At 69.7% G+C, this 23,230-nt stretch carries 18 protein-coding genes; 11 read left to right on the forward strand and 7 right to left on the reverse strand.

What is annotated here, in order from left to right:
* Positions 1-108: 108 nt before the first annotated feature.
* A complete protein-coding gene (locus QIY60_RS13025; RefSeq protein WP_283142558.1) occupies positions 109-2,796 on the reverse strand; it encodes a transglycosylase domain-containing protein in 2,688 nt (895 codons plus the stop codon).
* A 375-nt stretch (positions 2,797-3,171) separates the two neighbouring features.
* On the opposite strand from QIY60_RS13025, the gene QIY60_RS13030 reads away from it, so the two are divergent.
* From QIY60_RS13030 to QIY60_RS13045, 4 genes are all read left to right on the forward strand, one after another.
* A complete protein-coding gene (locus QIY60_RS13030) occupies positions 3,172-3,855 on the forward strand; it encodes a PadR family transcriptional regulator (RefSeq protein WP_188276669.1) in 684 nt (227 codons plus the stop codon).
* Between the two features lie 50 nt (positions 3,856-3,905).
* On the forward strand, positions 3,906-4,988 hold the full coding sequence (locus tag QIY60_RS13035; protein WP_283142559.1) for an inositol-3-phosphate synthase: 1,083 nt from the start codon (positions 3,906-3,908) through the stop codon (positions 4,986-4,988).
* A gap of 80 nt (positions 4,989-5,068) precedes the next feature.
* Positions 5,069-6,322 (forward strand): MFS transporter, encoded by a 1,254-nt coding sequence (locus QIY60_RS13040; RefSeq protein ID WP_283142560.1) that lies wholly within the window; start codon positions 5,069-5,071, stop codon positions 6,320-6,322.
* Between the two features lie 108 nt (positions 6,323-6,430).
* Positions 6,431-6,949, forward strand: coding sequence for a hypothetical protein (locus QIY60_RS13045; RefSeq protein ID WP_283142561.1), 519 nt, complete (start codon positions 6,431-6,433; stop codon positions 6,947-6,949).
* Between the two features lie 134 nt (positions 6,950-7,083).
* Here the strand turns inward: QIY60_RS13045 and QIY60_RS13050 are convergent, their stop codons facing one another.
* Positions 7,084-8,526, reverse strand: coding sequence for a CCA tRNA nucleotidyltransferase (locus QIY60_RS13050; protein WP_283142562.1), 1,443 nt, complete (start codon positions 8,524-8,526; stop codon positions 7,084-7,086).
* A 240-nt stretch (positions 8,527-8,766) separates the two neighbouring features.
* Between QIY60_RS13050 and QIY60_RS13055 the strand changes: the two genes are divergently transcribed.
* From QIY60_RS13055 to trxA, 7 genes are all read left to right on the forward strand, one after another.
* A complete protein-coding gene (locus tag QIY60_RS13055) occupies positions 8,767-11,112 on the forward strand; it encodes a DUF6049 family protein (protein ID WP_283142563.1) in 2,346 nt (781 codons plus the stop codon).
* Positions 11,113-11,166: 54 nt separating this feature from the next.
* On the forward strand, positions 11,167-13,338 hold the full coding sequence (gene murJ / locus QIY60_RS13060) for a murein biosynthesis integral membrane protein MurJ (protein WP_283142564.1): 2,172 nt from the start codon (positions 11,167-11,169) through the stop codon (positions 13,336-13,338).
* A gap of 129 nt (positions 13,339-13,467) precedes the next feature.
* Positions 13,468-15,195: a protein kinase family protein gene (locus QIY60_RS13065; RefSeq protein ID WP_283142565.1), complete on the forward strand. Its 1,728-nt coding sequence runs from the start codon at positions 13,468-13,470 to the stop codon at positions 15,193-15,195.
* Between the two features lie 50 nt (positions 15,196-15,245).
* Positions 15,246-15,959: an RNA polymerase sigma factor SigM gene (gene sigM, locus QIY60_RS13070; protein WP_283142566.1), complete on the forward strand. Its 714-nt coding sequence runs from the start codon at positions 15,246-15,248 to the stop codon at positions 15,957-15,959.
* Positions 15,956-16,927 (forward strand): hypothetical protein, encoded by a 972-nt coding sequence (locus tag QIY60_RS13075; RefSeq protein WP_283142567.1) that lies wholly within the window; start codon positions 15,956-15,958, stop codon positions 16,925-16,927. Before sigM ends, QIY60_RS13075 begins: the two co-directional genes overlap by 4 nt.
* 105 nt (positions 16,928-17,032) lie before the next feature.
* The gene (trxB, locus tag QIY60_RS13080) at positions 17,033-17,995 is read left to right on the forward strand and encodes a thioredoxin-disulfide reductase (protein ID WP_283142568.1); all 963 of its coding nucleotides are present in this window, start codon (positions 17,033-17,035) and stop codon (positions 17,993-17,995) included.
* 53 nt (positions 17,996-18,048) lie between these two features.
* On the forward strand, positions 18,049-18,381 hold the full coding sequence (gene trxA / locus QIY60_RS13085; protein ID WP_190092046.1) for a thioredoxin: 333 nt from the start codon (positions 18,049-18,051) through the stop codon (positions 18,379-18,381).
* Positions 18,382-18,481: 100 nt separating this feature from the next.
* On the opposite strand, the gene QIY60_RS13090 is transcribed toward trxA, so the two are convergent.
* The 5 genes from QIY60_RS13090 to QIY60_RS13110 form a co-directional block, all read right to left on the reverse strand.
* Complete coding sequence (locus QIY60_RS13090; RefSeq protein WP_283142569.1) at positions 18,482-19,099, reverse strand: GNAT family N-acetyltransferase; 618 nt, start codon at positions 19,097-19,099, stop codon at positions 18,482-18,484.
* A 331-nt stretch (positions 19,100-19,430) separates the two neighbouring features.
* On the reverse strand, positions 19,431-20,534 hold the full coding sequence (locus QIY60_RS13095) for a ParB/RepB/Spo0J family partition protein (protein ID WP_283142570.1): 1,104 nt from the start codon (positions 20,532-20,534) through the stop codon (positions 19,431-19,433).
* Entirely contained in the window at positions 20,531-21,607 is a 1,077-nt protein-coding gene (locus tag QIY60_RS13100) for a ParA family protein (protein WP_283142571.1), read from the reverse strand. Before QIY60_RS13100 ends, QIY60_RS13095 begins: the two co-directional genes overlap by 4 nt.
* A 279-nt stretch (positions 21,608-21,886) precedes the next feature.
* Positions 21,887-22,606 (reverse strand): 16S rRNA (guanine(527)-N(7))-methyltransferase RsmG, encoded by a 720-nt coding sequence (rsmG, locus tag QIY60_RS13105; protein WP_283142572.1) that lies wholly within the window; start codon positions 22,604-22,606, stop codon positions 21,887-21,889.
* A 109-nt stretch (positions 22,607-22,715) separates the two neighbouring features.
* Complete coding sequence (locus tag QIY60_RS13110; RefSeq protein ID WP_266981646.1) at positions 22,716-23,225, reverse strand: R3H domain-containing nucleic acid-binding protein; 510 nt, start codon at positions 23,223-23,225, stop codon at positions 22,716-22,718.
* Positions 23,226-23,230: the final 5 nt, after the last annotated feature.

The raw sequence follows: 23,230 nt of genomic DNA on the forward strand, positions 1-23,230 counted from the left end.
TGCCGTACACCTCTGTGGAAATGCCGAGGGGCGATGTTTCACGTGAAACACCTCGCTGGTTTCACGTGAAACACCGCCCCTGACATTCAGCCGCGTGCGCCGGGACCGCTAGCCGGTCGGGCCCCCGAAGATATTTCCTTGGGGGCCGCTGCCCGGTTTGGACTTACTGGGTGACGGGCTGCCGGTGGGGCCGCTGGTGTCCCCGACAGTGGTGCCCTGGTCGGTGCCCGCGTTGGTGCCTGCGTCGGTGCCGCCGGGGCCACCGGGCCCGCCGCAGTTCCAGTCCCACTTGCCACAGGACTTGCTGGGCTTCGGGGTGGGCGACGGCGTCATCGACGGGGTGGGCGAGGGGCTCCCGGAGGGCGACGGGGAGTCCGAGGGTGACGGGGAGGGGCTCGGGCTGGGCGACATGCCGCCGCCGTACACCTTGTCGCCGATCTCCTCGGGCGTCGGGAAGTCGACGGCCGGTACGCCGTTCAGCGCCTGCTCCATGTAGTCGTGCCAGATGGTCGACGGGAACGACGCACCGTGGATCTTCTTCTGGCCGCCGGTCCCGAACATCTTCAGGAACTCGCGCTTCTTGTTCGTCTCGTTGTCGTCGAGGCGGTACATGCTCACCGCGGTCGACAGCTGCGGCGTGTACCCCACGAACCACGCGGAGCGGTTGCCGTCGGTGGTACCGGTCTTGCCCGCCACATCACGGCCGCTGAGCTGGGCGTTGGTACCGGTGCCCTTCTCGACCACGTTCTTCAGGACGTCCGTGACGTTGTCCGCGATCGCGGCGGAGAAGGCACGGGTCGCCTTGTCCTCGTGCTTGTAGATGACACTGCCCCGACGCATGACTTTCTCGACCGAATAGGCGTCGTGGTGCATCCCGCTGGTGGCGAAGGTGGCGTACGCGCCGGCCATGCGGATCGCGCTGGGGGAGGAGGTGCCGATGGAGAACGACGGCACGCTCGACGAGGCCAGGCTGTCCTTGCGCAGGCCCGTGGCGAGGGCGACGTCCCTCACCTTGTCCGTGCCGACGTCCATGCCGAGCTGGACATAGGGCGTGTTCGCCGACTCCTGCATCGCGTACCGCAGGTCGATGGCGTAGCTGGGCTTGTTGTACGACTCATTGCCGTCGTTGGTCTGCAGCCACTGCTCGCCGTTCTCGTTGGTCCACACGCTCCCGTCGTAGTTCTTGATCTTCAGCTTGTTCATGCCGCTGTAGATGCTCTTCGGGGAGACCGGCGTCCGCTCCGACTCGCCCTGCTCCTTGGGGCCCTTCGGGTCGCGCCTTCCGTACTCCATGGCGGCGGCCAGCACGAACGGCTTGAAGGTCGAGCCGACCTGCGCACCGGTCTGGTCGGCGTTGTTGGTGAAGTGCTTGGTCGCGTCCTCGCCGCCGTAGATCGCCTTGATGGCGCCGCTCTTGGTGTCCACCGACGCGGCGCCGAACTGGACGAACGTGTCCTTCTCCGGCCGCTTCTTGGGGTCGATGTTGTCCTTACGTACCTTCTTCACGACGCCTTCGAGCGCCTGGACCTTCTTCTTGTCGAAGGTCGTGTGGATCTCGTAGCCGCCCTGGTCCAGGTCACTGGCGGTGATGCCCTGGGTGTTGTTGTTCACGAAGTACGCCTTGGACAGGCTGACCAGATAGCCGATCTGCCCGCTGAGCTGCGCGTTCTTCTTGGGCTTGTCCGGCATCGGGAAGGTCTTGTACTTGGCCCGGTCCGCCGCGGAGAGGTGGCCGTCCTTCACTTCCTCGTCGAGGATCCAGGCCCACCGGTTCATCGCGTTCTTGGTGTTCTGCTCCGGGGTGGCCGCCGGGTCGATCTCGGTGGCGCCGGCAGGGTCGAAGTAGGTGGCGCCCTTGAGCAGCGAGGCGAGGAAGGCGCACTGGCTGGGGTCGAGGTCCTTGGCGTCCTTGCTGTAGTACGTGCGGGCCGCGGCCTGCAGACCGTAGGCACCGCGCCCGTAGTAGGCGGTGTTCAGATAGCCCGCCATGATCTCGCTCTTCTTCTTGGTCGCGCCGACCTTGATGGAGATGAAGAGCTCTTTGAACTTACGGGTCAGCGTCTGCGACTGGTCGTCGAGCCGGGCGTTCTTCACGTACTGCTGGGTGATCGTGGAGCCACCCTGCGTGTGGCCGCCCTTGGCCATGTTCACCAGGGCGCGCGCGATGCCCTGGGGGTCGACGCCGGAGTCGGTCTCGAAGGTCTTGTTCTCGGCCGAGATCACCGCGTACCGCATGGCCGCGGGGATCTTCTCGTACGCGATGATCTGGCGGTTGACCTCGCCACCGGTCGCGACCATCTGGGAGCCGTCGGCCCAGTAGTAGACGTTGTTCTCGGCCTGGGCCGCCTGGGCCACGTTCGGGACGCTCACCATCCAGTAGGCGATGCCGATCGCGATCACCAGCGTGCCGAGGAAGCCCAGGCACAGCCCGCTGACGAGCTTCCAGGAGGGCATCCAGCGCCGCCACCCGCTCTTGTTGAAGCGCGGGTAGTCGATGAAGCGCTTCTTGCCGGGCCGCCGGTTGCCGGGGCCCGTACCGCCGCGGCGCCCGCCCGGACCCGCGGGACCGCCACCGCCGGGCTCGGCCGCTCGTCTGCGTCCGCCCCGCTGGGCGGCCCGTCGCGCCTCGGCGCGCCCACCGGCCGACCGCTGCTCTCCGTACGAGTCGGAGGGGGAACCCGTGACCGAGTCCCGGGCGGGGGCCGCGCGGCGGCCGGAGGGCTGCTGGGCAGCCCGTCGGGCGGCGGCCCGGCCGCCGCCTTGCGACTCCGGCTGTTTGCGACGGTGCTCGCTCATCGAACGACTACTCCTCGGGCAGGCGAGAGCGCCTGAAAGCGACTGGTGAGTTCCGGTCCCCCCGACAGACGGACCGGCCCTGCGACGAGCTCGTCCGCCGTGCACCCGGTATGCCGATGGCGCGGTACGCGCCGACGCCCCCTGACGTCACTCGGCTCCCGGTGGTCTGCATGCCGCACAGACTACGCACGGTCAAAACCAGCCAGGGGCCGAAGTTCACCCCAAATCAGGCAAGTTGCTTCCTAGGAATTGACGATGTGACGCCGTTCACGATGACCCCTCTTGTCGCAGGGGCGACACCGTTCTATCGTCAGGATGTATCGAGTCGATACATCAGCACGGCATAAAGGTCCGCGGCAGCAGAGGAGGCGAAGGTTGAGCAGGCGCTCCGGCATCCTCGAATTCGCCGTACTCGGCCTGCTTCGCGAGGCCCCGATGCACGGGTACGAGCTGCGCAAGCGGCTCAACACCTCACTGGGGATCTTCCGGGCCTTCAGTTACGGGACCCTCTACCCCTGCCTCAAGACGCTGGTCGCGAGCGGCTGGTTGATCGAGGAACCGGGCAGCGCCCCCGAGGACGCTCTCGCTGCTTCACTCGCAGGGCGCCGGGCCAAGATCGTCTACCGGTTGACGGCCGAAGGGAAGGAGCATTTCGAAGAACTGCTCTCCCACACCGGTCCCGACACCTGGGAGGACGAGCACTTCGCGGCACGTTTCGCCTTTTTCGGGCAGACGGAGCGCGAGGTGCGGATGCGCGTGCTGGAAGGTCGTCGCAGCCGGCTGGAGGAGCGCCTCGAAAAGATGCGCGCCTCCCTGGCCCGTACGCGCGAGCGCCTGGACGACTACACGCTTGAGCTGCAGCGTCACGGCATGGAGTCCGTGGAGCGCGAAGTGCGCTGGCTGAACGAGCTCATCGAGAGCGAGCGGGCGGGGCGGGATCAGCGATCCGGCCCGGCCACCGGCTCCGCTCAGCAGGACCACACATCAGGAGAGACGGGCGGCCTGCCCCGGCATCGGGACAGCACCCGGCCGGATCCGTCCGAGGACACCGCCAACTGAAGGCCCTGCGTCCGCAGGACTTCGTCGAGAACACACAGGGAGCAACCGGAATGGGTTCGGTTCGCGTAGCCATCGTCGGCGTGGGCAACTGCGCCGCCTCGCTGGTGCAGGGCGTCGAGTACTACAAGGACGCCGACCCGGCCGGCAAGGTGCCGGGTCTGATGCACGTCCAGTTCGGCGACTACCACGTCAAGGACGTGGAGTTCGTGGCCGCGTTCGACGTGGACGCCAAGAAGGTCGGCCTCGACCTCGCCGACGCCATCGGTGCGAGCGAGAACAACACCATCAAGATCGCGGACGTGCCCACCACGGGCATCACCGTCCAGCGCGGTCACACCCACGACGGTCTCGGCAAGTACTACCGCGAGACCATCGAGGAGTCCACCGAGGCCCCGGTCGACATCGTCCAGGTCCTCAAGGACAAGCAGGTCGACGTTCTGGTCTGCTACCTCCCCGTGGGTTCCGAGGTCGCTGCGAAGTTCTACGCGCAGTGCGCCATCGACGCCAAGGTCGCGTTCGTCAACGCCCTCCCGGTCTTCATCGCCGGCACCAAGGAGTGGGCGGACAAGTTCACCGAGGCCGGCGTGCCGATCGTCGGTGACGACATCAAGTCGCAGGTCGGCGCCACCATCACGCACCGCGTCATGGCGAAGCTGTTCGAGGACCGGGGTGTCATCCTGGACCGCACGATGCAGCTGAACGTCGGCGGCAACATGGACTTCAAGAACATGCTCGAGCGCGAGCGCCTGGAGTCCAAGAAGATCTCCAAGACGCAGGCCGTCACCTCGCAGATCCCCGACCGGGAGCTCGGCGAGAAGAACGTCCACATCGGCCCGTCCGACTACGTCGCGTGGCTCGACGACCGCAAGTGGGCCTACGTCCGCCTCGAGGGCCGCGCCTTCGGTGACGTTCCGCTGAACCTCGAGTACAAGCTCGAGGTGTGGGACTCCCCGAACTCCGCGGGTGTCATCATCGACGCCGTGCGCGCCGCGAAGATCGCCAAGGACCGCGGCATCGGCGGCCCGATCCTCTCCGCGTCCTCGTACTTCATGAAGTCCCCGCCGGTCCAGTACTTCGACGACGAGGCCCGCGAGAACGTCGAGAAGTTCATCAAGGGCGAGGTCGAGCGCTAAGTCTCGGCTTCCGTCCTACTGTTGAGGGTCCCCGTGCCGTGCCGGCGCGGGGGCCCTCTTCGTATGTGACGCTTGCACACATGCCTGTCGTGCGTGATCTGCGCGTACTCCTGCGCCTGAGGAATTTCCGGCATCTGCTGGCCGTACGACTGCTCTCCCAGGCGTCGGACGGGGTCTACCAGGTCGCGCTCGCCACCCACGTCGTCTTCTCCCCCGAGAAACAGACCTCGCCCGCCGCGATCGCCTCGGCCATGGCCGTGCTGCTGCTGCCCTACTCCGTCATCGGCCCTTTCGCAGGCGTCTTCCTGGACCGCTGGCAGCGGCGCCAGGTCTTTCTGTACGGCAATCTGCTGCGGGCCCTGCTGGCCGGCTGCACCGCGCTGCTCCTGCTCACCTCGGCGCCCGACGCGCTCTTCTACACCTCCGCGCTCTGCGTCACGGCCGTCAACCGCTTCGTCCTCGCGGGACTTTCGGCCGCGCTGCCCCGGGTCGTGGACGAAGAGCGGCTCGTGATGGCCAACTCCCTCTCGCCGACCGCCGGAACGCTCGCCGCGACTGCGGGCGGCGGGCTGGCCTTCGGGCTGCGTCTGGTGCTCCCGGCGGACGCCGCCACCGTGCTGCTCGGCTCGCTCCTCTATCTGTGCGCGGCTCTGTGGTCGCTGCGCCTGCCGCCCGGGCTGCTGGGGCCCGACCCCGACACGGCCCGGCCCGGGATCGGCGCCGCGATCGGCACGACGGCACGCGGACTCGCCGACGGGCTGCGCCACTTGCGGGAGCGCCGGACGGCCGCGCACGTGCTGGCCGCGATGACACTGCTGCGCTTCTGCTACGGGGCGCTGACCGTGCTGGTACTGATGCTCTGCCGGTACGCCTGGGCCGACGGCACCTCCGACGGGCTGGCGCTGCTGGGGCTGGCGGTGGGCATCTCGGGGGCGGGGTTCTTCGCGGCGGCCGTGGTGACGCCGGGGGCGGTGGCGCGGCTGGGGCCCTACAGATGGATGGCGGTGTGCGCGGGGACCGCTGCGGTCCTGGAGCCCGCCCTGGGGCTGCCGTTCGCCCCCGTGCCCGTACTCGTCGCCGCCTTCGTCCTGGGGCTGGTCACCCAGGGCGCGAAGATCTCCACGGACACCGTGGTGCAGTCCTCGGTGGACGACGCCTACCGGGGCCGGATCTTCTCGCTGTACGACGTGCTCTTCAACGTCGCCTTCGTCGGCGCCGCCGCGGTTGCCGCGCTGATGCTGCCCCCTGACGGAAAGTCGGCACTTCTGGTTGTCACGGTCTCTGTGATCTACGCGGCAGTAGCGGTGTTTATGACCCGGTTTCAGAGCGGCTGAGTGTCACATCAGGGCCACAGAGCCCCCTCCGATAGCAGGAATGTCAGCCGGGCCCGCTACCTTACGGGCGTCATACATCACCTGTTTTCACCAAGGGGGAACCCCCACGTGTCCACTCCGCCGCCCCAGGGCCAGAACCCGTACGCGCCGCAGCCCAACGCTCCCCACGGACAGCCGCAGGGCGCAACCCCGTACGGGCAGCCGCAGGGCGGTGCGCCGTACGGCCAGCCGGGTCAGCCGGGAGTCCCGCCGCAGCAGTCGCCCTACTTCAACCAGGGCGGTCCGATACCCCACGCGCCGGCGCCCGCCCCGCCGCGCCGCAACATCAAGAAGATCGTCCGGATCGTCGTCGTGGTGAGCGTCCTCATCGCCGCGGCCGTGGGCTGGTGGTCCAGCCGTCATGACGCCGACACCGCCAAGGTGGGCGACTGCATGAGCATCGGCAACCCCGACTCCACGACCAACCCGGATCTGAAGGTCGTCGGCTGCGGCGACTCCAAGGCCAAGTACAAGGTCGTCCAGAAGAAGGACGACAACAGCGGCTGCGACCGCAACAAGTACTCGGAGTACACCGAGACGGGCGGCAGCAAGGACTTCACCCTCTGCCTGGAAGATCTCAAGAAGTAGTCCCGGAAGAGCCCGAGGGGCGGTGTTTCACGTGAAACACCGCCCCTCGGCACATCTACGGGCCGCCAGGTTCACCGCGATGTTTCACGTGAAACATGGCGCATGTTTCACGTGAAACATCGCCCTGGGCGACCTCAGCCCTGCTCGGCCCACCACTCCTTGAGCGCCGCGACGGCCGCGTCGTGCTCCATCGGCCCGTTCTCCAGACGCAGCTCCAGCAGGTGCTTGTACGCCTGGCCGATCGCCGGGCCGGGCCCGATCCCCAGGATCTCCTGGATCTGGTTGCCGTTCAGGTCCGGGCGGATCGAGTCGAGCTCCTCCTGCTCCTGGAGCTGCGCGATCCGCTCCTCCAGCCCGTCGTAGGCCCGCGACAGGGCGGTCGCCTTGCGCTTGTTGCGCGTGGTGCAGTCCGAGCGGGTCAGCTTGTGCAGCCGCTCCAGGAGCGGCCCGCCGTCGCGTACGTACCGGCGCACCGCCGAGTCGGTCCACTCGCCGGTTCCGTAGCCGTGGAAGCGCAGATGCAGCTCCACCAGGCGCGAGACGTCCTTGACCATGTCGTTGGAGTACTTCAGCGCGGTCATGCGCTTCTTGGTCATCTTCGCGCCGACCACCTCGTGGTGGTGGAACGAGACCCGGCCGTCCTGCTCGAACCGGCGCGTCCTCGGCTTGCCGATGTCGTGCAGCAGCGCGGCGAGGCGCAGCACCAGGTCGGGTCCGTCCTTCTCCAGGGCGATGGCCTGGTCGAGCACCGTGAGCGAGTGCTCGTAGACGTCCTTGTGCCGGTGGTGCTCGTCGCTCTCCAGCCGCAGCGCGGGAAGCTCGGGCAGCACGTGGTCCGCGAGCCCGGTCTCCACGAGCAGCCGCAGCCCCTTGCGCGGGTGTGCGGAGACCAGCAGCTTGTTCAGCTCGTCCCGTACGCGCTCGGCGGAGACGATCTCGATCCGCTCGGCCATCGACGTCATCGCGGCGACGACCTCGGGGGCCACCTCGAAGTCGAGCTGCGCCGCGAAGCGCGCGGCCCGCATCATGCGCAGCGGGTCGTCGGAGAAGGACTCCTCCGGAGTGCCGGGGGTGCGCAGGACGCGCTCCGCCAGGTCCTCCAGGCCGCCGTGCGGGTCGACGAACTCCTTCTCGGGGAGCGCCACGGCCATCGCGTTGACCGTGAAGTCGCGGCGGACCAGGTCCTGCTCGATGGAGTCGCCGTAGGACACCTCGGGCTTGCGCGAGGTCCGGTCGTACGCCTCGGAGCGGTACGTCGTCACCTCGATCAGGTAGCCGTCCTTCTGGCAGCCGACCGTGCCGAACGCGATCCCGACCTCCCAGACCGCGTCCGCCCACGGGCGCACGATCTTCAGCACGTCCTCGGGACGGGCGTCGGTCGTGAAGTCCAGGTCGTTCCCGAGCCGGCCGAGGAGCGCGTCCCGTACCGAGCCGCCGACCAGGGCAAGCGAGAACCCGGCCTCCTGGAAGCGGCGGGCGAGGTCGTCGGCGACCGGGGACACCCGCAGCAGTTCACTGACCGCGCGGCGCTGCACCTGGCTCAGGGCGCTGGGATTGTCTTCGTTGGCGTTCGGCACAACAGAAAAGGGTACGTGCCCCGGCCGACCGGGGCGTCACCGTTTCCGCCCGCCCCGGCTCACTCGTCCTCGCGGGCTCTCCACGGCCCCGGAAAGCCGCCTCACCTGGCTCCCTGGCACACTCTTCCGATCATGTGGAGCAGTCCACGGCACTTCGCCACAGTCCACCTCGTTACCATGCGTGGACGCAGGAATCGACAACCACCGACACAGCTGACGACGACGAGGGACGGGCGACGCGTGGCCGAGGCGGCAGATTCTCAGGGGATGGGCTCCTCTCCTGCCCGCCGGTGGCTGCGCCGCACAGCGGCGCTGCTCGTCGGCGCCCCTCTGATCGCCGGTCTGCTCTCCGGCACGGCCGCCACCACGGCGGCCCACGCCACCGAGGCGGCCGCGCCGGACAGAGCGGCGACGGGCTCGCGCACCGTCCAGGTGACGCTCGACTCGATGAGCCCCAGCGCCCCCGTCAAGAGCGACACGCTGACGATCTCCGGCACGGTCACCAACACGGGCAAGCAGGCCGTCACCAGCGCCCATGTGGGCCTGCGGGTGGGCCAGCGGCTCACCGGCCGGACCGCGATCGACGACGCCTCCCAGCGCGGCGGCTTCTCGCAGGGCCTGGACCCGGCCGAGGTCGGTGACAAGTACACGGTCAAGTTCCCGAAGCTGGCCCCCGGGATCAGCCGGGACTTCACCCTCTCGGTGCCGGTGAGCAAGCTGGGACTGGACGGCGACGGCGTCTACCAGCTGGGCGTCTCCCTGTCCGGGCAGACGGCGAACCAGCAGTACGACCAGGTCCTGGGCATCCAGCGGACCTTCCTGCCGTGGCAGCCCGAGGCCGTCGACGGCAAGAAGTCGCAGCTCACCTACATGTGGCCGCTGATGTCGTCGACCCACCTCACCGCGCAGACGGGCTCGGACGAGCAGCAGACCCCGGTCTTCGCCGACGACGCGCTGGCCGCGGAACTGGCGCCCGGCGGGCGGCTCGAGCGGATGGTCTCGCTGGGCAGCCAGCTGCCGGTGACCTGGGTGATCGACCCCGATCTGCTCGCCACCGTCGACGCGATGACCCGCAACTACCGGGTCAAGTCCGGCGACACCGATGTGCCGGGCACCAACCAGGACGTGGCCAAGCAGTGGCTGGGCGAGCTCGAGGACGCGGTGCAGGGCCAGAAGGTCGTCGCACTGCCCTTCGCCGACCCGGACCTGGCCTCGCTCGCCCACCGCGGCAAGGACGTCTCCGGGTCGCTCAGCCACCTGCAGGGCGCCACCGAGGTGGCCGAGAAGACCGTGGAGACCATCCTCCATGTGACTCCTTCGGTCGACTTCGCCTGGCCGGTGCAGGGCGCGGTGGACCCCTCGATCGTCGACGTGGCCACCTCGGCGGGCGCCCACAACGTGATCGCCCGCAGCGACAGCCTCCGCGAGACCAACAACCTCTCCTACTCGCCGTCGGCGGCCCGGCCGATCGGCGGCGGCACCACCGCCGTGGTCTCCGACGCCCGCCTCTCGACGGCGTTCGAGGGCGACATGTCCAGGGCCGGGAACTCCACGCCGGCGATCCAGGAGTTCCTCGCCCAGACGCTGGCGATCACGCTCCAGGACACCGAGAAGCAGCGCAGCATCGTCGTCGCCCCGCAGCGGATGCCGTCCGCCAGCCAGGCCCAGACGATGGCGAGCGCCATCCGCGCCCTGAGCGCGCAGCGCTGGACCCAGCCGCTCGACCTCACCGCGGCCGCCACGGCCAAGCCGGACGCGCGCGCCACCGCCCGGGTGCCCGGCTCCTCCTCGTACCCCGGATCGCTGCGCAAGCAGGAACTGCCGGTGCAGGCGTTCCAGGACATGAAGGGCACCCAGGGCACCCTGGACAAGTTCAAGGTCATCCTGACCGCGCCCGACCGCGTCGTCACGCCCTTCGGCAACGCCATCAACCGCGAGATGTCGACGTCCTGGCGCGACGACCGCGAAGGGGCCGCGATCTACCGGGCCGGGGTACAGAGCTATCTGGACGGCCTCACCGGCGAGGTGCGGCTCATCCAGAAGTCCACGGCCACCATGTCGGGGCGCAGCGCCACCCTCGCCGTCACCGTGCAGAACCAGCTGGTCCAGCCCGTGGGCAATCTGGTGCTGCGGCTGGAGCCGAGCAACCCCTCCCGCCTCAAGGTGACCACCAACGAGGACGCGAACGGTGGACAGCCGGTCAAGATCGACGGCGGTCACAGCCAGTCGGTGAAGTTCACGGCCACCGCGAACGCCAACGGCCCCGTCCAGGTGACCGCACGGCTCTACACGCAGGACGGCACGCCCTACGGCGATCCGATGGAGTTCACGGTCAAGGTCTCCGAGATCACCCCGACCGTGATGCTGGTGATCGCCGGCGGTGTCCTGCTGCTCGTCCTGGCGGGCATCAGGATGTACACCCAGCGCAAGCGGTCCACGGCCCGGAAGGCGGCCGGGGAGACCGGGGAGGGCGACGGCGCGGAGGCGGACGGCGGCGACGATCCCGAGCAGCCGAGTGACCCGACACCGGACACCGGTCCGGAAAGCGGGGCCTCGCCCGGCACGGGTGAGAAAGTGGAGCATTGAGCTATCGCTATGCACCGTGGCCGGCCAGGCCGGGGACGATGAGGTGGGGTAACCATGAACGCGCCGTACGACGGTGACCGCGGGCAGGGCGCGGGCGGCGGCTCCGCGTCGTCCGGCAACACGCCCCCGGTGCCTCCCTACGCCGAGCAGGTGCCGCCGCAGCAGCCCGTGCCGGACCCGTACTTCCAGGACGCCTACGGCAACGATCCGTACCGGGCGCAGGACCTGTACGCCCAGGACCCGGTGACCGAGGCGCTGTACGACCGCGCCGCGCACCCGCCGCCGCCCCCGGGCACCTACGCCGAGCCGCAGCCGCTCTACCAGCAGCCGCCCGCGCAGCAGTACGCGCCGGACCCCCGGATCTGGGCGCAGACCCCGCCGCCCGAGCCGGACGGCCCCTCGCGCCATCTGCCGTACGGCGACACCGCCGGCACCACGCAGTTCGTGGGCGTCGACGACCTGGTCACCCAGGCGGGCGAGGAGCCGCCCGGGCAGGACGCCTTCGCGTACCTCTACCGCGACCAGCAGGGGTCCGGCCCGGCGCCGGCCTCTCCGGAGCCCGAGCCGCTGCCCGCCGCGCCGCAGCAGAAGTCCGGCGGCCGCGCCTCCGGGCTGCTCAAGTCGAGCGCCGTGATGGCCGCGGGCACGCTCGTGTCGCGCCTGACGGGCTTCGTCCGCAGCCTGGTGATCACGGCCGCCCTTGGCACCTCGCTGCTGGGCGACACGTACACCGTCGCGTACACCCTGCCGACGATGATCTACATCCTCACCGTCGGCGGTGGCCTGAACTCGGTCTTCGTGCCGCAGCTGGTGCGGTCCATGAAGGACGACGAGGACGGCGGCGAGGCGTACGCCAACCGGTTGCTGACCCTCGTCATGGTGGCGCTCGGCGCCATCGTCGCCATCGTCGTCTTCGCCGCCCCGCTGTTGATCAAGCTGATGTCGGGCACCATCTCCGACGACACGGCCGCCAACAGCGTGGCCGTCACCTTCGCCCGCTACTGCCTGCCCACGATCTTCTTCATGGGTGTGCACGTGGTGATGGGCCAGATCCTCAACGCCCGCGGCAAGTTCGGCGCGATGATGTGGACTCCGGTCCTCAACAACATCGTCATGATCGGCACGTTCGGCCTGTTCATCTGGGTGTACGGCACCTCGGCCGACTCCCACATGGGTGTGCAGACGATCCCGCCGGAGGGCATCCGCCTCCTGGGCATCGGCACCCTGCTCGGCCTGGTCGTCCAGGCCCTGGCGATGATCCCGTACCTGCGGGAGACCGGCTTCCGCTTCCGGCCGCGCTTCGACTGGCGGGGCCACGGCCTCGGCAAGACGGTCCAGCTCGCCAAGTGGACCGTGCTGTTCGTGCTCGCCAACCAGGCCGGCGTGCTCGTCGTCACCCAGCTCGCCACGGCGGCTGGAAAGGCCTCCGGCGAGCACGGCGCCGGCTTCCTCGCCTACTCCAACGCCCAGCTGATCTGGGGCATGCCGCAGGCGATCATCACGGTCTCGGTGATGGCGGCCCTGCTGCCGCGCATCTCCCGGGCCGCGCACGACAACGACCCGGGCGCGGTCCGCGACGACATCTCGCAGGGCCTGCGCAACTCGGCGGTCGCGATCGTCCCGGTCTCCTTCATGTTCCTCGCGCTCGGCGTCCCGATGTGCACGCTGCTGTACTCCAGCAGCGGCGTGGAGGCGGGCCGGTCCATGGGCTTCATCCTGATGGCGTTCGCCCTCGGACTGATCCCGTACTCGGTCCAGTACGTCGTCCTGCGCGGCTTCTACGCGTACGAGGACACGCGGACGCCGTTCTACAACACGGTCATCGTCGCCGCGGTGAACGCCGCCGCCTCGGCCGCCTGCTACGTGATCCTGCCCGCCCAGTGGGCAGTCGTGGGGATGGCGGGCGCCTACGGTCTCGCCTACGCCGTGGGCGTGGGAGTGGCCTGGCGCCGGCTGCGCAACCGCCTGGGCGGCGACCTGGACGGCGCGCGCGTCCTGCGTACGTACGCGAGGCTGTCCCTGGCGGCCGTGCCGGCGGCCGGGATCGGCGGCGCGCTGGGCTACATCGTCCTCAAGGGGCTCGGCCAGGGGGCGCTCGGCTCGCTGGCGGCACTCGTGGCGGGCGGAGCCGTGCTGCTCGGTGTCTTCTTCGCCGCGGCGAAGAAGATGCGGATCGAGGAGCTCAACTCCATGGTCGGAATGGTGCGGGGACGGCTCGGACGCTGAGTCCGTTCTCCCGCGCACAACCATCGTCCGCCGCCGTGTGTCGTGCATAGCGCCGGACTGTGGGCACAATTGGCAGGACTTTGCATGGCTGGCCGACAGCACGCAACGGATGGGGAGGCAGGAACGACGGTGGCGGAACGTAGCACGGCTGCCGTCGACGTGGCCGACAACAGCGGCGACAACCCGCTGACCGCCAAGGCGGACGGGGCCACGACCGACGGGGCGGCGGAATCCATCGACACGGCAGACACGGCGGAGCAGGGCCCCGGCGACACGGGCGGTGAACGGAAGCCCACCGAGCCCTCCATCGCCACACCGGAGTTGCACAGCGGCCACAAGCTCGCCAGACGCTACCGGCTCGAAGAGTGCGTCACCCGTCTGGACGGTTTCAGCAGCTGGCGCGCGGTCGACGAAAAGCTCCGCCGCGCCGTCGGGGTGCACCTGCTCCCGGCGGACCACCCGCGGGCGCGTTCCGTGCTGGCGGCCGCCCGCTCGTCCGCGCTCCTGGGGGACCCGCGCTTCGTCCAGGTCCTGGACGCGGTGGAGGAGAACGACCTCGTCTATGTGGTCCACGAGTGGCTGCCGGACGCCACCGAGCTGACCGCGCTGCTGGCCCTGGGCCCGCTGGAGGCGCACGATGCCTACCAGCTGGTCACCCAGGTCTCCCAGGCCATGGCGGCGGCCCACCGCGAGGGCCTCGCGCATCTGCGGCTGACTCCCGGCGCGATCCTGCGGACCTCCTCGGGGCAGTACCGCATCCGCGGGCTCGCGGTGAACGCCGCACTGCGCGGCATCACCTCCGACACCCCCCAGCGGACCGACACGGAGGCGATCGGCGCGCTGCTGTACGCCTCGCTGACCCAGCGCTGGCCGTACGACAGCGACGCCTACGGCCTGCACGGGCTGCCCAAGGGCGTCGGCCTGATCGCTCCCGACCAGGTGCGCGCGGGCGTCCACCGGGGCCTGTCCGAGCTCGCCATGCGGGCGCTGGCCAACGACGGCGCCACCGCGTCGCGCCAGGAGCCGGCCTGCACCACGCCGGACGAGCTGGTCAAGGCCGTCTCGGCGATGCCGCGGATCCGCCCGCCGGAGCCCACGTTCACCGCGCCGCCCGAGTACCAGCGCACCACCTACCAGCAGGGCACCTACGGCCGCCCGCCCGCGGGCCCGCACCCGGCGGTCACCCAGGTCGTGCAGGCCCCGCCGCCCGCACTCCAGGGCCGTACCGGCAAGGCGATCAAGTGGGCCGTCTCGGCGCTGCTGATCGCCGCGCTCGGCCTCGGTAGCTGGCAGCTCGCGGACAAGCTCCTGGGCCACGACAAGGGTTCCGGCGAGTCCGGCACGTCCCAGCAGCCGAACAAGAGCGACGGCGACAAACCGAAGGCGCCGGTGCCGCTGCGGATCCAGGGCGCGGAGGAGTACGCCCCGGACGGCAAGCTGCAGAACGCCAAGGACGTGGGCAACACCTACGACGGCAGCACCTCCACGTACTGGCGCTCCAAGAGCTACCGGGGCGGCCCCAAGCTCGCTCCCTACAAGGAGGGCGTGGGCATCGTCTACGACCTCGGGTCCGAGAAGGACGTGTCGGGGGCGTCGATAGCGCTCCGGTACGGCGGCGACCACACGACGCTGGCGCTGTACGCAGCGGACTCCATGTCGTCGAGTGCGCCGGTCGAGTCGATGAAGCAGATCGCGACCACGACGACGAGCGGCACCGCGGCCGCCCTCAAGGCGACGAAGCCGGTGAAGACCCGCTACGTCCTCCTGTGGATCACGGCGGCGCCGTACGCGCCGAACGACGAATTCAGCGACCCGGGTTACAAGCAGGCCATAACGGACGTGAAGTTCACCGGCTGATCCGGAAGGTCCGCCAGGAAGATCCGACAGCGCGGGGAGGGGGCTCACCGTTGGACGACGCCGCATACGGCGACGCGAGCGACCAGGACCTGCTGGCTCGCCATGTCGACGGTGACCCCGACGCCTTCGGCGAGCTCGTCCGCCGCCACCGGGACAGACTCTGGGCGGTCGCCCTGCGGACGCTGGGCGACCGCGAGGAGGCCGCCGACGCCGTCCAGGACGCCCTGGTGTCGGCCTACCGGGCCGCACACACCTTCCGCGGCCAGTCGGCCGTCACGACGTGGCTGCACCGCATCACGGTGAACGCCTGCCTCGACCGGGCCCGCAAGGCGGCGTCCCGCAAGACCTCGCCGGTCGACGACGCGGAGCGCCTGGAGCTGCTCCTGGAGCCCCACGAGTCGGCCGAGGCCCCGGCGGAGCGCCAGGACCTCCACCGGCAGCTGGTGAAGGCGCTGGGGACGCTTCCGGCCGAACAGCGCGCCGCCCTGGTCCTGGTCGACATGCAGGGCTATCCGGTGGCGGAGGCGGCGGAGGTCCTCGACGTGCCGGTGGGGACCGTCAAGAGCCGCTGCGCCCGGGGCCGGGCGCGGCTGCAACCCCTGCTCGGTCATCTGCGCGGTGACACGGGCGATACGGGGGATAGCCATGAGCGCGGTGGGGGAAGGAACCGGACGCCGGGGACATCCGTCCCACCTGCGTCGGGACCAAGGGACGCAGGACCGAATGATCCTGCTGCTGTGAAGGGCGGAGGTGGGCGCACGTGACATCCACGGCCGACATGACTCAGCACCCGGACGTCTCGGAGATCTCCGACCTCCACGAGGGCCTGCTGCCCCCCTCCCGTACGGCCGACGTACGCCGGCACCTGGACGGCTGCGACCTCTGCGCGGACGTCCACGCCTCCTTGACGGAGATCCGCGAGCTGCTCGGCACCCTGCCCGGGCCGCCGCGCATGCCCGCCGACGTCGCGGGCCGGATCGACGCGGCGCTGGCCGCCGAGGCCCTCCTCGACGCCACGGCGCCCGCGCAGACGTCCGTGCCCGTCGGGGCGACCGCGGTATCCGCCACAGCGGAAGCGCCCGTGGCCGCCGAGTCGGCCGACGACGCGGCGCGTGTTTCACGTGAAACATCGCTCGGATCCGTCCCTGCCGACGCTCCCGCGGCAGACCGCCCGGCCGGGCGTCCCAGGGCGGCCACCGGCCCCGGCCGTCCCCGTACCCCTCGGCGTCGCCGCACGGCCGTGCTCGGAGCCGTCTTCGGCGCCGCGGCGATCGGGGTGGGCGTCTTCCTGGTGCAGACGCTCCAGCCGTCCGACGACACCCCCGCCCAGAAGTCCGCCGCCGCCTCCCCCCAGCCGGGCGGGGCCGTCTTCTCCGACGCCTCCCTCGCCGGGCAGGTGCAGACGCTGCTGTCCTCCCCGCACACCCTGGAGAGCGCCGAGACCTCCCCGTCGGGCAAGAAGCCGGACCTCGGTGTCACGTCCGACTCCCCGAAGCTCGGCGTAGACGTCGGCGTGCCGCCGTGCGTACAGGCGGGCACCGGCCGGACCTCGGAGACCCCGCTCGCCGCCGAAACCGGTGAGTACCGGGGGACCCGGGCGTACCTCGTCGTCCTTCCGCACCCCACGGACAGCTCACAGGTCCAGGCGTACGTCGTCGACGCGGCCTGCGAGACCACGGCGCCCGACGCCAAGGGCAAGCTGCTGCTGACCCACGCCTATCCCCGTCGGTGAGACGCCCGGGGAATGCTCGCCCCGTAGGATCCGTTGGGTGGGGTGAGAGTCCTGGACCGGGCCCCGGTAGGCAGTAGGCAGTCCGCAGAGACGAGGAAGAAACCCGTGAGCGACGTCCGTAACGTGATCATCATTGGCTCCGGGCCGGCCGGCTACACGGCCGCGCTCTACACCGCGCGTGCGTCGCTTCAGCCGCTGGTGTTCGAGGGCGCCGTCACCGCCGGTGGTGCGCTGATGAACACCACCGAGGTGGAGAACTTCCCCGGGTTCCGCGACGGGATCATGGGCCCGGACCTCATGGACAACATGCGGGCGCAGGCCGAGCGCTTCGGCGCCGAGCTGCTCCCGGACGACGTCGTGGCCGTCGACCTCAGCGGCGAGATCAAGACCGTCACGGACACCGCCGGCACCGTCCACCGCGCCAAGGCCGTGATCGTCACCACCGGCTCCCAGCACCGCAAGCTCGGCCTGCCGAACGAGGACAAGCTCTCCGGGCGCGGCGTCTCCTGGTGTGCCACCTGCGACGGGTTCTTCTTCAAGGACCAGGACATCGCCGTGGTCGGCGGCGGCGACACCGCGATGGAGGAGGCGACCTTCCTCTCCCGCTTCGCCAAGTCGGTCACCATCGTCCACCGCCGGGACAGCCTGCGTGCCTCCAAGGCGATGCAGGAGCGCGCCTTCGCCGACCCGAAGATCAAGTTCGCCTGGGACAGCGAGGTCGCCGAGATCCACGGCGACCAGAAGCTCTCCGGTCTGACCCTGCGCAACACCAAGACGGGCGAGACCTCCGAGCTGGCGGTGACCGGACTCTTCATCGCCGTGGGCCACGACCCGCGCACCGAGCTCTTCAAGGGCCAGCTCGACCTGGACGACGAGGGCTACCTCAAGGTCGCCGCGCCCTCCACCCGCACCAACCTGACCGGTGTCTTCGGCGCCGGTGACGTGGTGGACCACACCTACCGGCAGGCGATCACCGCCGCCGGTACCGGCTGCTCCGCCGCTCTCGACGCCGAGCGCTTCCTGGCCGCGCTCGCCGACGACGAGAAGGCCGCCGCGGCCGCCGTCTGAACCATCTGACCTTCCCTCCCCACCCCCTCACCCCACCCCGCAAGGAGGCTGCCGTGGCCGGCACCCTGAAGAACGTGACCGACGCCGACTTCGACGAGGTCGTCCTCAAGAGCGACAAGCCCGTACTCGTGGACTTCTGGGCTGCGTGGTGCGGTCCGTGCCGCCAGATCGCCCCGTCCCTGGAGGCCATCGCGGCGGAGCACGGCGACCAGATCGAGATCGTCAAGCTCAACATCGACGAGAACCCGGCCACTGCCGCCAAGTACGGTGTGATGTCCATCCCGACCCTGAACGTCTACCAGGGTGGCGAGGTGGCCAAGACCATCGTCGGCGCCAAGCCGAAGGCCGCTCTTCTGCGCGACCTCGACGGCTTCATCGGCGCATAAGTCCCAGCCGCGTTGTTTCACGTGAAACAACGCCACGGGCCCGGACCCCTCGGGGGGTTCGGGCCCGTTCGCTTTCTCCTGCCGCCGAAGGTGACGCGCTCTACAGCGGCCGCAGGGCGGGCTCCTTCTGGACGGCTCCCAGCAGCCGGTCCAGAGCCAGTTCGACGTCTTCCTTCCAGGAGAGCGTCGTCCTCAGCTCCAGCCGCAGCCGGGGATGCCGGGGATGCGGCCGTACGGTCTTGAAGCCCACCGCCAGCAGATGGTCGGCGGGCAGCACACACGCGGGCTCGTGCCAACGGGCGTCCCCGAACGCCTCGATGGCCTTGAAGCCCCGGCGCAGCAGATCCTTGGCGACCGTCTGCACCATCACTCTCCCCAGCCCCTGGCCCTGGTACCCGGGCATGATCCACCCCGTTATGAGCTGCACCGCGTCGGGGGACACCGGGCTGGTGGGGAACGCCGTGGCACGCGGCACATACGCGGGCGGGGCGTAGAGGACGAAGCCCACCGGCACATCGTCGACGTAGACGACCCGGCCGCAGGAGCCCCACTCCAGGAGCACGGCCGATATCCAGGCTTCCTTTTCGAGCTCCGGCGTCCCCGCCTTTATCGCGGCCTCTCCACTGACGGGGTCAAGTTCCCAGAAGACACAGGCGCGGCAGCGCTTGGGAAGGTCCGGAAGGTTGTCCAGCGTGAGCGGTGCAAGCCGACGCCCCATGAAGGCTGTTCCTCGCTTCCCTCGCCTGCCGCCCCCTGGGCGGCTGCCAGCACACTCCGTTCCCGGAGAAGGCCGCCGACGAACCCGCCGACCACCCCGAGGCCCAGCCCCGCTGTCACCAGTCGGGTACGGCTCACCGTTCGCATGGCTCCCCGCCCTCCCTCCGAAGTGGCCCAAGGTGGATGTGCCATACCAGAACGCATCGTATCCACCCATTGTCAGTGCGGATACCGCACAACAGCAAAGGGCGGGCTGTGTTCCTGTATGCATCGGAACACAGCCCGCCCTTCACGACAACTGCCGTGGCTCAGACGGTGAGTGGGTCACCGGCTCAGGCTTCTTCGCTCTCCTCGGACTCCCCGGCGAGGCCCTTGTTGAGGACCCGTCCCTCACCCGGGGCGAGGGTCCCGAGGATCCGCTCCAGATCGTCCATCGAAGCGAACTCGACGACGATCTTTCCCTTCTTCTGGCCGAGGTCGACCTTCACCCGCGTCTCGAAGCGGTCCGAGAGCCGGGAGGCCAGATCGGAGAGCGCGGGCGCCAGCCGGGTCCCGGCGCGCGGGCCCTTCGCCTTGGCCGCGCTCTTGGGCTCCGAGTTCAGCAGGGTCACGATCTCTTCGACCGCCCGCACCGAAAGCCCCTCGGCCACGATGCGATGAGCCAGCCGGTCCTGCTCGTCCGAGTCGTCGACGGAGAGCAGCGCCCGGGCGTGGCCCGCCGAGAGGACCCCGGCCGCCACCCTGCGCTGAACCGGCGGCGAGAGCCGCAGCAGGCGCAGGGTGTTGGAGACCTGCGGACGCGACCGGCCGATGCGGTCGGCCAGCTGGTCATGCGTGCACTCGAAGTCCCTCAGCAGCTGGTCGTACGCCGCCGCCTCTTCCAGCGGGTTCAGCTGGGAGCGGTGCAGGTTCTCCAGGAGTGCGTCCAGGAGCAGCTTGTCGTCGTCGGTGTCCCGCACGATCGAGGGGATCCGCTCCAGGCCCGCCTCACGGCAGGCCCGCCAGCGCCGCTCGCCCATGATGAGCTCGAAGCGCTCGGGCGTCAGCTGCCGTACGACGACGGGCTGGAGGAGCCCGACTTCCTTGATGGAGGTGATGAGCTCGGCGAGGGCGTCCTCGTCGAACACCTCACGCGGCTGGCGCGGGTTGGGCGTGATCGAGTCCAGCGGCAGCTCCGCGAAGTACGCCCCCGCGGGCGCCTTCAACTGCGGCGTCGCCGGCTCGGGCGCCTGGACCGGCACCGATGTTTCACGTGAAACAGAAGTCGCCGCGAGCGCGGCTACCTTCGCTGCCGCCACCCCGCGCTCCGCGGTCAGCACCGGCACCGCCGCCGGGGACGTGGAAGCCGTCCCCATCGCGGGTGCGGGCTTCTCCTGCGGGGCGGCGGGGATCAGCGCACCGAGCCCGCGCCCCAGACCTCTACGTCGCTCACTCACTGGATCCCCTCCGACATGCTGTGCTGGTTGTTCTGACTGCCCACGGGGATGTGCGTCGGGTCGTAGTTGATGCCGACGCCGCGCAGTGCGATCTCGCGGGCGGCTTCGAGATACGAGAGCGAACCGCTGGAGCCCGGGTCATAGGTGAGCACCGTCTGGCCGTAGCTCGGAGCCTCCGAGATACGGACCGATCGCGGGATGCTCGTCCGCAGGACCTCGTGGCCGAAGTGGCTGCGCACCTCGTCGGCCACCTGGGAGGCGAGCCTGGTCCTGCCGTCGTACATGGTGAGCAGGATCGTCGAGACATGCAGTGCGGGGTTGAGATGCCCGCGCACCAGATCGACGTTCCTCAGCAGCTGCCCCAACCCTTCCAGCGCGTAGTACTCGCACTGGATCGGGATCAGGACCTCGGCACCGGCGACGAGCGCGTTGACGGTGAGGAGTCCCAGGGACGGCGGGCAGTCAATCAGGATGTAATCCAGCGGCTGCTCGTACGCCTGGATGGCGCGCTGCAGCCGGCTCTCCCGTGCCACCAGGGACACCAGCTCGATCTCCGCACCGGCCAGGTCGATCGTGGCCGGTGCGCAGAAGAGGCCCTCCACGTCCCGGACCGGCTGGACGACCTCGGAGAGCGGTCTGCTTTCCACCAGGACGTCATAGATCGAGGGGACCTCGGCGTGGTGGTCTATCCCCAGCGCGGTGGAGGCGTTGCCCTGCGGGTCGAGGTCGACCACCAGAACCCGGGCGCCGTGCAGTGCCAGGGAGGCGGCGAGATTGACCGTAGTGGTGGTCTTTCCCACGCCGCCCTTCTGGTTGGCGACCACCATGATGCGTGTCTGCTCCGGCCGGGGCAGGCCCTCGCCGGCACGGCCGAGAGCTTCCACCGCCAGCTGGGCAGCACGACCGATGGGGGTGTCGTCCATCGGGGGCGGTGTTTCACGTGAAACATCCTCCCCCGCCGACTCGGTACGGGGACCGGGGACCGGATCGGTCATCGGTCCCGCGATGTTGGCGTCGGACCGCAAGGATTCACTCTCCTCGACTTCAGGCTCGCAATGCACAGAGCCTGCCATGCTTTCGGGGTCGTGAACCAGCGAGGCCCGTTCTTCTGTGGATGAATCCACCTCTGTGGACAACTCCGTAGCCCGTGAAGGGGACTCCAACGCCCCGCCCAAGGGCTTGCGGTCGCGAGGCGCGGCATTACGGCCGCGGCTGATGATTCCATGCAGCAGAGAGCGACGTTTCACGTGAAACACGATGCACGCGCCCTGCGGTCAGATCGTTACGACACTCCGAAATGCGTACGTATCGCGCCTTCTATGGAGCATCCATCCCTCGGCGGCCCCTGCGAGTCAGCGGCGGCGCCTGGTACGGCCGGTCCTGGCGGCCTTGGCGCGCTTGGCGGCGAACCGCACGCCGCCCGGGCTCTCCCCGACCTCGACCCGCACGACCGTGGACAGCGGGTCCACGATGCCCTCACCGACATGCAGCACTGAGGTGTTCACCACACCCAACTTGCTCAGCGCGGCCCGCGCACCCTGGATCTCCTCCTCGGCGGTGTCGCCCTTGAGCGCCAGCATCTCGCCGTAGGGACGCAGCAGCGGCACGCCCCACCCAGCCAGCCGGTCCAGCGGGGCCACCGCACGGGCCGTGACCACATGCACCGGCTGCACCTTGCCCAGCATCTCCTCGGCCCGGCCGCGCACCACGGTCACATGGTCCAGGCCCAGCAGCTCCACGACTTCCTGGAGGAAATTGGTGCGCCGCAGCAGCGGCTCCAGGAGCGTGATCTTCAGGTCCGGGCGCACCAGCGCCAGCGGGATGCCGGGCAGACCGGCCCCGGAGCCGACATCGCAGACCGTGACGCCCTCGGGGACGACCTCGGAGAGCACGGCGCAATTGAGCAGATGGCGCTCCCAGAGGCGGGGCACCTCGCGCGGACCGATCAGGCCGCGCTTGACTCCCGCGTCCGCGAGCAGCTCGGCGTACCGGACGGCTTCCGGGAAGTACTCGCCGAATACCGCGCGCGCCTCTTCGGGCGCCTGGGGAAGCTCTGCTGCTGCCTCCGTCACGGGGGACCGTCCTTCCGTACCGCGCTTCCCGCGCTGGGGTGGCTGACTATCAGGCTGACAAAGATCGGCCCCGCCTGCGAACAGACGGGGCCGAACAAGCAAAGAACGCTCAGGCGGGGAGCACGACGACGAAGCGCTGCGGCTCCTCGCCCTCGGACTCGCTGCGCAGACCGGCGGCGGCGACCGCATCGTGCACGACCTTGCGCTCGAACGGCGTCATGGGCTGGAGCTTCACCGGCTGGCCGGAGTTCTTGACCTCGTCCGCAGTCTTGGCACCCAGCTCGGCCAGCTCCGTGCGCTTCTTGGCCCGGAAGCCCGCGATGTCGAGCATCAGACGGCTGCGGTCGCCGGTCTCCCGGTGCACGGCCAGCCGCGTCAGCTCCTGGAGCGCCTCCAGCACCTCACCGTCACGGCCGACGAGCTTCTGCAGGTCGCGGCTGCCGGAGTCGCTGATGATCGAAACCGCGGCACGGTCCGCCTCGACGTCCATGTCGATGTCGCCGTCCAGGTCGGCGATGTCGAGCAGGCCCTCAAGGTAGTCGGCGGCGATCTCCCCCTCCTGCTCCAGGCGGGACAGGGTGTCGACACCCTCGGCGGCCGGGGTGGTGCCTTCCGTCACGGATG

Source organism: Streptomyces sp. BPTC-684 (assembly GCF_030028635.1).
Lineage (GTDB): Bacteria > Actinomycetota > Actinomycetes > Streptomycetales > Streptomycetaceae > Streptomyces > Streptomyces noboritoensis.

Coding starts and splice junctions, on each gene's coding strand:
- QIY60_RS13090 (WP_283142569.1), bottom strand. CDS start 19,099: ATGGGGCGTCGGCTTGCACCGCTCACGCTGGACAACCTTCCGGACCTT.
- murJ (WP_283142564.1), top strand. CDS start 11,167: ATGAACGCGCCGTACGACGGTGACCGCGGGCAGGGCGCGGGCGGCGGC.
- QIY60_RS13100 (WP_283142571.1), bottom strand. CDS start 21,607: ATGGCAGGCTCTGTGCATTGCGAGCCTGAAGTCGAGGAGAGTGAATCC.
- QIY60_RS13035 (WP_283142559.1), top strand. CDS start 3,906: ATGGGTTCGGTTCGCGTAGCCATCGTCGGCGTGGGCAACTGCGCCGCC.
- QIY60_RS13025 (WP_283142558.1), bottom strand. CDS start 2,796: ATGAGCGAGCACCGTCGCAAACAGCCGGAGTCGCAAGGCGGCGGCCGG.
- QIY60_RS13040 (WP_283142560.1), top strand. CDS start 5,069: ATGCCTGTCGTGCGTGATCTGCGCGTACTCCTGCGCCTGAGGAATTTC.